Here is an 11633-nt window from a genome sequence, read left to right on the forward strand (position 1 = left end):
TACCGTTCCATAAGTGCATAGCATTAGGTATGTAAATACCGAACGAGCTAGGAAATGAGGCGGACCGCCATGGCGCTCACCGCGATCACAGGCGCGCAGATCTTCGACGGGGAGAAGACGGTCGGCGTGCAGACCGTGGTCATTGACGACGGGAGGATCGCCCGCATCGGTGGCGACGCTCCGCAGGGCAGCGAGATCGTCGACGGCAGCGGTGCCACACTGCTGCCGGGACTCATCGACGCCCACGTCCACTCCGCTCCGGGTTCCCTGGCGCTCGCCCTGCGGTTCGGGGTGACGACCGAGGTGGAGATGCAGGGGATGAACACCCGGGAGAACCGGGGGTCCATCACGGATGACGACACGCAGGCCGACGTGCGCTCCTCCGGCTTCGCCATCACACCGCCCGGCGGACACCCGAGCGAGCTGATGCCCGAAGGGTTCCGGCCCAAGTGGGAGCTTCCCCCGGTGATGCCGCTGATGCCGTTCTCCACCACGCCCGAGGAGGCAGCCGCCTTCGTGCCGCAGCTCCTCGCCCGGGGATCCGACTTCATCAAGTTCATGATCGACGACGGCAGTGTGGAGGGACACCCCGGGCTGCCCTCGCTGGACCAGGCCACCGTGAACGCCGGTGTCGCCGAAGCCAAGAAGTACGGCGCCCTGACCGTGGCCCACGCGCTGACGGTGGAGGCCACCAGGATGGCCGCCGAAGCCGGCATCGACGGCGTCACCCATGTGTTCATGGACGAGCCGCACACCGCCGAGATCGTCGATCTGATCAAGGACGCGGGCATGTTCGTCATCCCGTGCATCACCCTCAACGCCTCGATGATGGGGATCACCGGCAGCGAACTCGCCGACGACCCCCGGGTCGCCGCACGCCTCGACAGCAAGTGGGACGAGACCCTGCGTTCCAGCTACAACCGCTTCCCGCAGGGCAAGCTCGACGACGTGTACGACACCGTGCGCGCGCTGGATGCCGCCGGTATCGACGTGCTGGCCGGTACCGACGTGTCCATGCCCGAGACGTTCTTCGGGGGCCTGGCGCACGGAGCGAGCCTGCACCACGAACTGCAGTACCTGGTGGCGGCCGGCCTCACGCCCGTACGGGCTCTGCGTGCGGCGACGGCGACCACGGCCCGCCGCTTCCGCCTCGGCGACCGGGGCCGTATCGCCGAGGGGCTTCGGGCCGACCTCCTACTGGTCGACGGCGACCCGACCAGCAACATCAGCGACACCCTCAACACCCGTGCCGTCTGGCGCCGCGGCACCCGACTGGCGGCATGACCGAGGTCTCTCCCGCTGGGGCCGACCTGGCACTGGGCTCATCGCGCCCGACTGCGGTAACCCGTAGGGGAGTTGCCGTGTCGGAAGAGCCGGAAGAGCCGGAAGAGCCGGAAGAGCCCGAAGAGTCGGAAGAGAGCGCAGCGCCTGCGCGAAGCGACGTGCTCAGCTCAGTGTCAGGTGTACGAGATCGATTTCCTGGCCCCGGGCCCGCGCGAAACACCGGCTTCGGCCTGTCGCGACGAACCCGGACTTCTCCAGTACACGGAGGGAACCGGCATTGTCAGCGGCTGCGTCGGCATACAGCGGCCGGGTGTCCTCAAGCTTGAGCAACTCGGCGAGCGCTCGGGAGGCGACGCCCCGGCCCCAGTGAGATCGCCCGACGACGTAGGTGACCTCCCGCTCGGAGGGAGAACCGAACACGGCGGCATGCCCTGCTATGTCGCCGTCGGCGAGAATGGTCCGCAGGAGCACCGAGGGATCGGCCCGCACCTTGGCCCAGTGCTGGTCGAAGTGGCCGCGGTCGTAGTGGTACTTCCTGGTCACAGCCGCCATGTGCTGCAGTTCGGGGTCCGTCAACTGCGCCCAGAAGACGGGCAGATCACTGTCTTGAAGTTCGCGCAGGGATATCTCCATGGCCGCGGTGTCATCCTTCGCAAGATCGCCGCCGAAGTGGTCGGCTCAGCCTACGGCCGACTGCGTATCCCGGGACCGCCTTTACGACTTCGTGCACGGCGGGCCGTGGCTCGGTTCCAGAGTGGCTTGTCGAACTGGGCATGAGGGGGCTGGAGTGGGTGGGGTGATCCTGGCGGAGCATTGCGGCGCTGGGCCGCCGGCGGCTGTGATCGATGAACTCGTAGTTGGGGTTTTGCTGATGTCCTGCTCCAAGAACGCCCTGATGGAGGCCACTGGAAGATCGGGCCGCTGGTGGACTACGCCAGAGGCCGTCCTTTCGCCTGGGTGGACGACGAGCAGGGCGAACTGGACCGGACGTACGTGACCGCCCACCATCCCGGGCCCGGGCTCCTGCACCACGTCAACCCGCGGATCGGCCTACGGGAGAACGACTTCCACACGCTCGCCGACTTCGCCGGGTCCTTGGAGATCTCGTGAACCAGCGGCTGAGCACCACGCCAGCGCTTTGGCCCTGCGGCTGGGTAGGGGGGAGATCCCCGGCCCGGTAGTGAGGGCGTTTGGCTCACCCCGTCCCGCCCTTGCGATCTGGACTCGCCGCCAGCTCGGATCATCGTCCCGAATGAGGAGAAGAGCCCGCCAGCGTGGGAGCTGACGGGTCCTCATCCAGGATCGAATCAGCGGTGAGTGTTGTTTACGGTTGGCCGGGTGGTTGGCCGCAGCAGGCGATGGTCTCGGTTTGGCCGGTGTTGACGAGTGGTGCTACGGCGAGCACGGCCGTCAGTACCACGAGCAAGCTGATCACGGCTTTGCGCATTGTTTCCCCCTGCAGTTGACGGGGTCGGGCGGCGCTTGAAGCGGTTACTGGTTCAGTGGTCCTCGGCTCGGACGCGGTCGGCGATTCCCTGTGTTAGTTCCTCCGCCTGGTCCTCCAGGTTCCATTTGCCGTCCTGGTAGGCGTGGTTGCTGACCCAGAAGATCAGGACTCCGTCGCGCAGCGACCTTGTGAGGTAGGCCAGCGACCAGTCGTTGCCGCCGTTGTGCCAGACGGTCCGTCCGGTGGGGGTTTCGCGGACGGCCCAGCCGTATCCGTACGAGCCGTCCAGGCCGGGCACCCGTACGCGTGGCGCGAACAGCTTCCGCCTGGCCTGCTCCGGCAGCACCTCGTTGCCCGAGAGGGCCCGGTGCCACCGGAACATGTCCTCGGCGGTGGAGAGCATGCCGCCGTTGCCCCGCAGATGCCAGTACGGCCCGTCGGCGGCCCAGGGATGGTCGATGGGCCTGCCCTGGCTGCGCCCCTCGCTGTCGTACTCCACCGCGACCAGGTGCCGCGGCCACCGGGGCAGGACGTATCCGGTGCGTTCCATACCGGCCGGGGCGAACAGGTGCCGGGCCAGGAACGGCTCGTATCCCTCCCCGGACGCCTTCTCGACGATCGCGGCGAGCAGGCTGTATCCGGTGTTCGAGTAGTGGAACTCCTTCCCTGGGGCCGATTGCGGTTTCGAAGCCAGTGCCTGTCGCACCAGTTCGTCGCGTGCGACGGGGTGGTAGTCGTCGCCGAGCGCCTCCACGAGACCCGAAGTGTGTGTGAGTAGCTGGTCGATCGTGATGTCCCGCTTGCCCTCGGGTACCGGGCCCAAGAAGCGGCTGAGCCGGTCGCTCACCCGCAGCCGCCCCATTACCTCCAACTTCAGGATCGCGGCGGCGGTGAACTGCTTCGTGATCGACATGACGTCGTACACGGTGCGGCAGCTCGCGGGAGTGCCGGAGGCGCGGTCCGCTGCGCCGAACCCTCCGCAGTACGCGAGTTCGTCGCCGCGCGCGGCGATCACTGTGCCGCCCGTCCCGGCAGGCAGGGCACGGTGGAGGAAGTCGGCGACTGACTCTCCGCCGCGCACCTTCAGGCCGGCCGCGGCGGACCCGACGGCCGGGCGCCGGGCATCACCTCCTTCGGAGCACGCACCCAGAGTCAGCAGGACCGCCAGGGCGGTGATGACGGCAGAGGCGGTGGTGGCGGTGGCACGGGTGCGACAGCAGCGGAGCAGACCCATAGGACGTATGACCTCCAACATCGGGAATCCGCACCGAGGTTGACGGTCGTTACTGACGTTCTTCAAGCTGTGAGGGTGTTCGAGCTTGTGCGAGCCCGTGTACGTCCAGCTCATCAGGGGGACCAGCGTCATGACCACCGCACCGCCCACACCGCCGGACACCGACGCGGCCGCCTTCGTGGCGGCGCTGCGACGGCTGAAAGTCTGGTCAGGTCTGAGTTACCGCCGACTGGAACGCCACGCGGCTGACGCGGGCCACTCTCTGCCGTACTCCACGGCGGCGACCATGCTCGGCAGGGAACGGCTGCCCCGCGAAGAACTCGTTGCGGCGTTCGTGGCGGCCTGCGGAATCCGGGGCGAGGAGGCGGAGGCATGGCTGGACGCCCGCACCGACATCGCGTGCGGCCCCGCACCCGCACCCGTACTCGCACCCGCAGGCGCCACGCTGGTGGACGCCGTGCCCATGAACATCGCACCCCCGGCCACCGCGCCGGCGCGTACCAGACCCTGGCGGACGCGGTGGGCTCTCGTCGGCGCGGCGGCACTCGTCACCGCTCTTCTCGGCGGGGCGACGGCGTCCGGCGCCTTCACGGTCGACGAAGAGGTGGTGCAGACGCCGACGTCAGTACGCCTGTGAAGTACGCCTGTGACGCGGCACAGGCGAACCGGCCTCTCGGCTTCTTCGAGGGCGTACGGAACCATCCGGCCGAGTTCCCGTCCGCTTTCGGATTCGACGCCGCGGACACCGTCCGCGCACGGTCCTCTCAGAGGCCGGATTCCTCCCGTGTGTCGAAGTCTCCGCGGGCTCGTTCGATGGCGGGCATGTTCTGTGAGGCCCATGCCAGCAGTACGTCGATGGGGGGCCGAAGTGTCTTGCCGAGGGGCGTGATCCGGTACATGACCGCCACGGGGCGGGTGGAGACGACCTCGCGCTCGATGACGCCGTTGCGTTCCAGCCGCCGGAGCGTCGCGGTGAGCGACTTCTGCGTGACCTGGGGGATGGCCCGGCGTAGTTCGTTGAAGCGGCACGGGCGTTCGCAGAGTTCGTTGAGGACGCTCAGCGACCACTTGTCGAGGATCTGATCGAGCAGTTCGCGGTGCGGGGCCTCGATACGGAGTTCGTCGTCGGTATCCATGGCGAAACCTGGTCTCGTTGAAGTGTCCTTCTCCTACTAGGTAGCTTACAGATACTTACTCTGGAGGAGAGAAGATCATGACTGTTCAGTACTTCACGCCGGAAGGCATGCTGCAGCCGACCCCGTATCACCACGTCGCCGTGGGTACCGGCACGAGGCACATCCACGTCAGCGGGCAGATCGCCCGCCAGGCCGACGGCACTCCGGTCGCACCTGGCGATCTCGCCGGGCAGGTCGCGCAGGCGCTGCGCAACACCTCCGTCGGGCTGACAGGCGCGGGCGCGTCGTTCACGGACGTGCTTCGCCTGACGTTCTACGTGACTCAGTGGAGCCCGGACAGGATCGGCGATTTCATGGCCGGTGTGGAGGCTGTCGCCGAGGAGATCGGGCTCCGGGTTCCCCTGCCCCCGGCCTCCCTCATCGGTGTCGACTACCTCTTCGAGCCGGATGTCCTCGTCGAGGTCGAGGCAACCGCAATCCTTGAGTGATCGTCGAGGTGGTGCTGTTCAACGGCTCCGTTCAGTGGTGCCTTGACGAGGCCGCGTGATGGGGGCGGACGCGGCTCCTGCAGCCGCACGCTGTCCACAGGCGCGGAGTCTCTGTGGCGGGCTAACTAGAGTGGCAGCCATGCGTGATCGCCGTGGAACTCAGACCATGTCGCCGGTGACGTTCGGGGTGGATGACGGCGGCTGGTTGCCTGTCACCGCGGGCGAGTCGGGAGCAACTGTCTTTCGTAGCGCGGATGCCACCCGGTATGCCAAGTGCGTGCCTGCTGCGGATGCGGCCGACCTGGAAGCCGAGCGCGACCGGAGCACATGGCTGAGCGATCAGGGTGTGCCTGGTCCCCGCGTGCTCGACTGGCGGTCTGGTGACGGTGGTGTCTGTCTCGTGACGAGTGCTGTCTCGGGCGTACCCGCTGATCAGGTGCCCGCTGAGGACCTGCGGGTCGCCTGGGAACGTATCGCGGACGCGGTCCGCCGACTGCACGAGACACCTGTGTCCCAGTGTCCCTTTCGCTGGGGCCTGGATGTCATGGTCGACGTGGCGCGCGATGTCGTGGCGCGTGACGCGGTCAACCCCGAGTTCCTCCCCGTCGACCAGCAACAGACGTCCACCGCCGAGCTGTTGGACCGCGTCACCCGGCAGGTCGCACGGCGACGGGAGCAGGAAGCTGCCGACATGGTCGTCTGCCACGGGGACTTGTGTCTGCCCAACATCATCCTCGATCCGCAGACCCTGGACGTGGCAGGCTTCATCGACCTGGGTCGCCTCGGACTGGCCGACCGCTACGTCGACTTGGCGCTGCTCCTCGCCAACGCGCGAGAAACGTGGACGGACGAGGAGCAGGCCCGGGGCGCGGATACGGCCTTCGCCGAGAGGTACGGCATCGCCCTCGACCACGACCGCCTGCGGTTCTACCTCCATCTCGACCCGCTCACCTGGGGCTGATCGACTTCCTGGGGATCATCGGACGGACCGGAGCAAGGCGTCTCCGATGTGGAGTCCAGCCAGGCAGATCGTCTTGGTCTTCTCGTGGCCGATGGCTGATCCCTGCCCGGTCGATGACCCCAGCCTCGTCGATGAACCCTGCCCGGTCGGCGAACGCGGCGGCAGGTTTCTTGTGTCTCCTCCTGCCGTCGTGAGGCAACTCGACGCCGTTTTATGGAACCGATTCGTTGATACGGGACCTGGACATTCTCGGGATCAACTGAAGATCGGCCCGGCCCTAGTGTCGGCGGTGTCAGCAGGAAGCACCGCAACCGACAGCCGTTGGAGATCATGATGCGCTCGCGTCTCGCCGCCCGTTCCACCCGTCTCGTCCTGGCCGCCGCGGCCGTGACGGCCCTCGCCGCCACGACTGCGTGTGAGCCGGAGGACTCTGCGGACGCCGGCAGCTCCGCGGCCCCTTCCTCCGCCTCCTCCGGCGGCGGGGGGAGTGAGACGCCCTCCGGCGACAGCCCGTCGACCGGCGCCAGCACTCCTGCCGGAGGCTCCAGCGGCGGCGGCTCCGACGACAAGGGCGACAAGGGTGACTCGGGCAGCGGCGACAAGTCCGGTTACGGGCAGTCCTGCGGTACCAACGACCTGGACTTCACGGTCGCCTGGAAGTCCGATCCCGACGTGGACGGCTACTACCAGATCACGGCCAAGGCCAAGTCCGGCATCACCTGCTACCTGGACGTCAACACCCCCAGCGTGTCCTTCGGTTCCGGCCGCGACGGCGTCGCCTCCCCGGTCGGGCAGGGTGGCGAGGACCCGATCAAGCTCACCGGCTCCGCCGTCGCGTACACCGGCGTCGATGCCAAGACCACCGACGGCGACGCCGGCACACAGTTCGAGAACATCATCATCGCGGTCACCGAGGACGACCCCGACCCCGCCGAACTCGAACTCCCCGACACGGCCACCGTGGACAAGCCCATCGTCACCAACTGGTCCACCCAGCGCAACGAGACCGTCCCCCGCATCATCTGAGTGCGACCGGGGCGCCACGGCTGCTGAACCGCCGGCGCCCCTGGCATCAAGTACGCGCTGTATGGACCGGCTTGGAACTTTGTACGGCGGCCGGATCAGGTGACGGTGATGACGACTCTCTGGTAGCTGGTCAGGGCCGGCGTGCCGTTGTCCTTGGCCTCGACGATGAGATGAATGGTCTGCCCGGGCCGGGCGTCCGCGGGAATGTCCACTCGCACCGCACCGGTCTTCGTGTGCCTGATGCCGACGGTGCCCGGGTAGGTTCCGGCTTCCCGGTACTGCCACCATGTGCGGGTGACGGTGTCGCCGTCGGGGTCCGCCGTCCGGGACGTGAGCTCGACCGTCCGGCCGGCGCGGCGGCTGATGTCCAAGCCCTGAGGCACGCGGACGCGGGGTGCGTGGTTCGCGTCGGCGAACTTGCTGACACTCCAGTCGAGCCGGGCGGCGAAGTCGTTCTGGATGGCGGAGAACCAGCGTGCGGCCGCGTAGTCGCGGGGAGTGGCGCCCGTCGCGTCGGCGTCCCGTGCGTTCTGGTTGGACCACCTGTGGTGGTCGTCGGGGTCGACGACCTGTCGGCCGCCCCAGCCGCCCCAGCCGGGGTGCTGATAACTGCGCAGCCCGTTGTCGACGAGGAGCGCGAAGTTGGAGGAGTCACCTTCGGAGATCCACGATCCCTTCGGTTGTGGCGGCGTCCAGACCATATACCCCATCGCTCTCAGTTCCTCGGCCGTGTAGCCGGACAGGCCGAAGTAGTCCTCGTCGTCGAAGCCGGCTGCCATCTGTTTGCCGTCGCCCCAGACGCGGTAGGAGGCGCCGATCGGCCCCGTGCCGGAGACGTTGGCCCGGGTCCAGTCGGCGGAGTGGTAGACCGTGTCCTCGGGGCGGACGACGCCGCGGGAACCGTAACCCCAGACGGATGTGGCCACCTCGCGGTTCTGGATGTCCGGCCAGTTGGGTTTGATGTAGTCCTCGAACGTGGAGTCCTGCTGACCGAAGCTGGTGATGACCGCCTTGTTCACGATCTTCTTGTAGATCGCGCGCCACCGTGGTGTGCCCTGGTACTGGTCCTGGATCGACTTGAGGGCCCGGGCGATGGTGTTGGGTCCGCCCCAGGCCTGGAGGAACACCTGCCCTGGCTTGTCGTCGAGCAGGACCTTCCTGATGAGGTCCGAGCCTTTGGTGTCCGCGGCCATGTCGCCCTCGTCGATGATGTTGCCCGTCGCGATGAGCGACCGCAGCCGGGAGGGCGAGGGGTAACGCGGGTTGTGGCGGACCAGGTTCCTGTACACCTTGGCGTAGGCGTCGACGGCCTCGTCGATGTGCAGCCGGGCACCGGGTGCGGGCCAGCGGTGCGGCTCCAGGCCGCGGCTCGCGTCGCCCTGGTAGTGGTGCTGGCTGGACGAGTAGACCAGGCCGGCGATGTCGATCTCGTTGCTGTAGAGCAGCATGCGCAGCATCGAGTTCAGGTCGTCCAGTTCCGGGTCGGTCGTCACGATCGTGCGGGGTGCGGCCGACGGCGTCGTGGTGTGGTTGCTGGTGTGTGTCTGCCGGTTCTTGTCCGTCGAGGGCGTGCCGCCGCCCGCCGCCGAGCCGGGTGTCGTCATCGGCACGGTGAGGCCGAGAACGGCCGTGCTCACGACGAGCATGCGGGCGAGGCGGGTGGATCTGGGGGAGTGTGTGGTGCTGATCGGGACGTGGAGTGTCATCGGATGCCTCCATGTGTCGGTCGCTGGATCGGTCGCTGTGTGCGAGCGGGGCAACGCGCTGCCGGCGGATCGGCTGCTTGCGCTCGGTTCGCCGTCGCCGACCGTCGAGGCCGTTGCCTGTTAGTGAAATCGCCTTGTGACGTGTGGAGTTGACGACGCGTCCGGCCCGTTTGTACCCAGGTCGGGTGCATGCGTCTACGCGTCTACGCGCCTAGGTATCTACGCGTTCATGCGTTCATGCGTTGCGTGGTGATCAGTCGTTCAGCAGCTCTCGGGCGACGTCGATGTCGGTGACCAGGATGTTGATCCACCTGCCGCGCACCGCACCGCGGATCGCCGCCACCTTGTCCATTCCGCCCGCCACCGCGATGCGGCGTTCCACGGCGCGGAGCTGGTCCGGTTCGATGCCGATGAGGCGGTCGTTGAAGGGGGCGTCGACGGAGTTCCCGTCGGCGTCGAAGTACCGGGCGCAGACGTCGCCCACCGCTCCGAGTTTCTTGAGTGCCCGCTGGTCCTGGGCGGTGATGGCGTTGCCCGAGCGTCGCAGCAACGGTGAGGGATCGAGACTGCCGATGCCCAGCAGGGCCAGGGTGAGACGCGACCACGCCTGCATCACGTCCACCATCGCCGGTTCCTGCGCCAGCAGGACCCTCAGTTCCCTGCTGCCGACCAGGGCGGCGGACGGGGCGAACACCGGTCGTGCGCCGGTCAGTTCGGCCAGTCGGCTCGTCAACCGCGTTGCGTGCAGCTGTACTTCGGGGCTGCCCGAACCACCGACGATCTGTACGACTTCCTGCGCGCCGGAGGAGGTCCTGGCCCGCATCACCTTCACGGACTCAAGCAGCGTGGCGCTCCAGGAGGAGACGCCGATCACGTCTCCGCCCTTGAGAGTGGCGTCGAGGTAGGTGGCGGTGGCCGCGGCGAGCGCGGGGATGACATCGGCTCCCGACCCCTCGACCTCGACCACCACGGCGTCGCGCAGGCCGTACCGTGCCACGAGGGCTTCTTCGAGCTCCGCGTGCACCCCTTCCGGTGACACGACCACGGTGCGGACCACTCCCCGGTCGACCGCCTCTTTCAGCAGGCGGGAGACGCGGGGCTGCGACATGTTGAGGTGTGCCGCGATCTCGGGCTGGCGTACTCCGCGCTCGTGATACATGCGGGCCACCTTGACCAGCAGCCGCATATGGTCAGGGGTGGGAGTGGACGCTGCCGCCACCATGTCTCCATCCTTGTCGTCCCTGGCGGTCGGGCGCCAGAGCCTGTCACCGCTGCGGAACACCACACCCTATCGTCGGGGTTCCGCCACGGCCGCCCGCGGTGTCGGGTCGCCGGCATCAGAGTTTGGCGAAGACCCCGTACTCGTCGGCGTTCTTCACGGTGATCAGTTCGCAGTCGATGGACTGCTTCTCGGGCTGTCCGGTCTTGCCCGTCTTCACGTACTTGTCGGCCTGCTCGACCGCCCGTTCGGCTCCCAGAGCGGCGGGCTGGAGTGCTGTCGCCCGCATGGTGCCGGCCTTGATCTGGGCGATGGCGTCCGGACTGCCGTCGAAGCCGACGACGACGATGTTCTTGCGCTTGGCCGATTTGATCGCGGCGACCGCGCCGAGGGCCATGGTGTCGTTGCCCGCGATGACACCGCTGATCTTCGGGTTGCGCTGGAGGATGGTCTCCATCTTGCTGAAGGCCTCCTGCTGGTCCCAGTTCGCCGTCTGCTTGGCGACCTGCTTCAGGTCCGGGTACTGAGAGATGACATCGGCGAAGCCCTTGGAGCGGACACTGGCGTTGGTGTCGGACTCCTTGCCGGTCAGCTCGACGTACTCGCCCTTGCCCTTCGTCGCTGTGACGAACTCCTGCGCCGCGAGCTGTGCGCCCTGGGCGTTGTTGGACACGATCTGGGCCTTGGCGATACCGGTCTCGTTGATCTCGCGGTCGATGAGGAAGACGGGGATGCCGGCCTTGGTGGCCTTGCGGACGGGGCCGATCGAGGCGTCGGCGCCCGCGTTGTCCAGGATGATCGCCGCGGCCTTGCGGGAGATGGCGGCGTCTATGAGTTCGCTCTGCTTGTTCGGGTCGTCGTCGTGCGAGGCGACGGAGGTCTTGTAGCCGAGGCTCACGGCCTTCTTCTTCGCCGCGTCCGCCTCCGCCTTGAAGAAGGGGTTGTCCGCGGAGGGGGTGATGATGGCGACCAGGTTGCTCTTCGAGCCGCTCTTGGACGAGCTCGCCCCGGACGACGAGTCGTCGGAGCTCCCGCACGCGGTCAGGAGCAGGGCACCTGCGGCGAGGGCTGCGGTGGTCGTGACGGCGCGATGGGGCTTGCGGTGGAACATTCTGGTCTCCTCACAACGATG

11 protein-coding genes and 1 pseudogene are annotated in these 11633 nt (G+C 67.5%); 6 read left to right on the forward strand and 6 right to left on the reverse strand.

The genetic code is table 11. The features are described 5' to 3' along the window. Positions 1-69: 69 nt before the first annotated feature. On the forward strand, positions 70-1284 hold the full coding sequence (locus ACZ60E_RS04400; RefSeq protein WP_469438344.1) for an amidohydrolase family protein: 1215 nt from the start codon (positions 70-72) through the stop codon (positions 1282-1284). 162 nt (positions 1285-1446) lie between these two features. On the opposite strand, the gene ACZ60E_RS04405 is transcribed toward ACZ60E_RS04400, so the two are convergent. Further along, entirely contained in the window at positions 1447-1917 is a 471-nt protein-coding gene (locus ACZ60E_RS04405) for a GNAT family N-acetyltransferase (RefSeq protein ID WP_469437955.1), read from the reverse strand. Between the two features lie 231 nt (positions 1918-2148). Here ACZ60E_RS04405 and ACZ60E_RS04410 point away from each other — a divergent pair. Continuing rightward, positions 2149-2394, forward strand: a pseudogene (locus tag ACZ60E_RS04410) (hypothetical protein); the annotation flags it as partial. Positions 2395-2783: 389 nt separating this feature from the next. Here ACZ60E_RS04410 and ACZ60E_RS04415 read toward each other — a convergent pair. Further along, positions 2784-3965 carry a serine hydrolase domain-containing protein gene (locus ACZ60E_RS04415; protein WP_469437957.1) on the reverse strand — a complete coding sequence of 394 codons (1182 nt, stop codon included), beginning with the start codon at positions 3963-3965 and terminating at the stop codon, positions 2784-2786. Positions 3966-4095: 130 nt separating this feature from the next. Here ACZ60E_RS04415 and ACZ60E_RS04420 point away from each other — a divergent pair, with 130 nt between their 5' ends. Further along, the gene (locus tag ACZ60E_RS04420; protein ID WP_469437959.1) at positions 4096-4602 is read left to right on the forward strand and encodes a hypothetical protein; all 507 of its coding nucleotides are present in this window, start codon (positions 4096-4098) and stop codon (positions 4600-4602) included. A gap of 127 nt (positions 4603-4729) precedes the next feature. Here ACZ60E_RS04420 and ACZ60E_RS04425 read toward each other — a convergent pair whose 3' ends face one another. Beyond that, positions 4730-5101: a winged helix-turn-helix transcriptional regulator gene (locus tag ACZ60E_RS04425; RefSeq protein WP_385831428.1), complete on the reverse strand. Its 372-nt coding sequence runs from the start codon at positions 5099-5101 to the stop codon at positions 4730-4732. A gap of 77 nt (positions 5102-5178) precedes the next feature. On the opposite strand from ACZ60E_RS04425, the gene ACZ60E_RS04430 reads away from it, so the two are divergent. The 3 genes from ACZ60E_RS04430 (at position 5179) to ACZ60E_RS04440 (ending at position 7576) form a co-directional block, all read left to right on the forward strand. Further along, positions 5179-5589, forward strand: coding sequence for a RidA family protein (locus ACZ60E_RS04430; protein WP_453790620.1), 411 nt, complete (start codon positions 5179-5181; stop codon positions 5587-5589). A 139-nt stretch (positions 5590-5728) separates the two neighbouring features. Further along, positions 5729-6550 carry an APH(3'') family aminoglycoside O-phosphotransferase gene (locus ACZ60E_RS04435; RefSeq protein WP_469437962.1) on the forward strand — a complete coding sequence of 274 codons (822 nt, stop codon included), beginning with the start codon at positions 5729-5731 and terminating at the stop codon, positions 6548-6550. 333 nt (positions 6551-6883) lie between these two features. Continuing rightward, positions 6884-7576: a hypothetical protein gene (locus tag ACZ60E_RS04440; RefSeq protein WP_469438346.1), complete on the forward strand. Its 693-nt coding sequence runs from the start codon at positions 6884-6886 to the stop codon at positions 7574-7576. A gap of 95 nt (positions 7577-7671) precedes the next feature. Here the strand turns inward: ACZ60E_RS04440 and ACZ60E_RS04445 are convergent, their stop codons facing one another. The 3 genes from ACZ60E_RS04445 to ACZ60E_RS04455 form a co-directional block, all read right to left on the reverse strand. Then, positions 7672-9282 (reverse strand): nucleoside hydrolase-like domain-containing protein, encoded by a 1611-nt coding sequence (locus ACZ60E_RS04445; protein WP_469437964.1) that lies wholly within the window; start codon positions 9280-9282, stop codon positions 7672-7674. Between the two features lie 253 nt (positions 9283-9535). Then, positions 9536-10504, reverse strand: a complete 969-nt coding sequence (locus ACZ60E_RS04450; RefSeq protein ID WP_384797995.1) for a sugar-binding transcriptional regulator — start codon at positions 10502-10504, stop codon at positions 9536-9538. Positions 10505-10619: 115 nt separating this feature from the next. Next, entirely contained in the window at positions 10620-11612 is a 993-nt protein-coding gene (locus ACZ60E_RS04455; RefSeq protein WP_453790617.1) for a D-ribose ABC transporter substrate-binding protein, read from the reverse strand. Positions 11613-11633: the final 21 nt, after the last annotated feature.

This window comes from Streptomyces sp. NPDC102514 (assembly GCF_055584525.1).

Bases quoted from the DNA above. Each gene is read 5' to 3' on its own strand.
- ACZ60E_RS04400 (WP_469438344.1), top strand. From the start codon at position 70: ATGGCGCTCACCGCGATCACAGGCGCGCAGATCTTCGACGGGGAGAAG.
- ACZ60E_RS04405 (WP_469437955.1), bottom strand. From the start codon at position 1,917: ATGGAGATATCCCTGCGCGAACTTCAAGACAGTGATCTGCCCGTCTTC.
- ACZ60E_RS04415 (WP_469437957.1), bottom strand. From the start codon at position 3,965: ATGGGTCTGCTCCGCTGCTGTCGCACCCGTGCCACCGCCACCACCGCC.
- ACZ60E_RS04420 (WP_469437959.1), top strand. From the start codon at position 4,096: ATGACCACCGCACCGCCCACACCGCCGGACACCGACGCGGCCGCCTTC.
- ACZ60E_RS04425 (WP_385831428.1), bottom strand. From the start codon at position 5,101: ATGGATACCGACGACGAACTCCGTATCGAGGCCCCGCACCGCGAACTG.
- ACZ60E_RS04430 (WP_453790620.1), top strand. From the start codon at position 5,179: ATGACTGTTCAGTACTTCACGCCGGAAGGCATGCTGCAGCCGACCCCG.
- ACZ60E_RS04435 (WP_469437962.1), top strand. From the start codon at position 5,729: ATGCGTGATCGCCGTGGAACTCAGACCATGTCGCCGGTGACGTTCGGG.
- ACZ60E_RS04440 (WP_469438346.1), top strand. From the start codon at position 6,884: ATGCGCTCGCGTCTCGCCGCCCGTTCCACCCGTCTCGTCCTGGCCGCC.
- ACZ60E_RS04445 (WP_469437964.1), bottom strand. From the start codon at position 9,282: ATGACACTCCACGTCCCGATCAGCACCACACACTCCCCCAGATCCACC.
- ACZ60E_RS04450 (WP_384797995.1), bottom strand. From the start codon at position 10,504: ATGGTGGCGGCAGCGTCCACTCCCACCCCTGACCATATGCGGCTGCTG.
- ACZ60E_RS04455 (WP_453790617.1), bottom strand. From the start codon at position 11,612: ATGTTCCACCGCAAGCCCCATCGCGCCGTCACGACCACCGCAGCCCTC.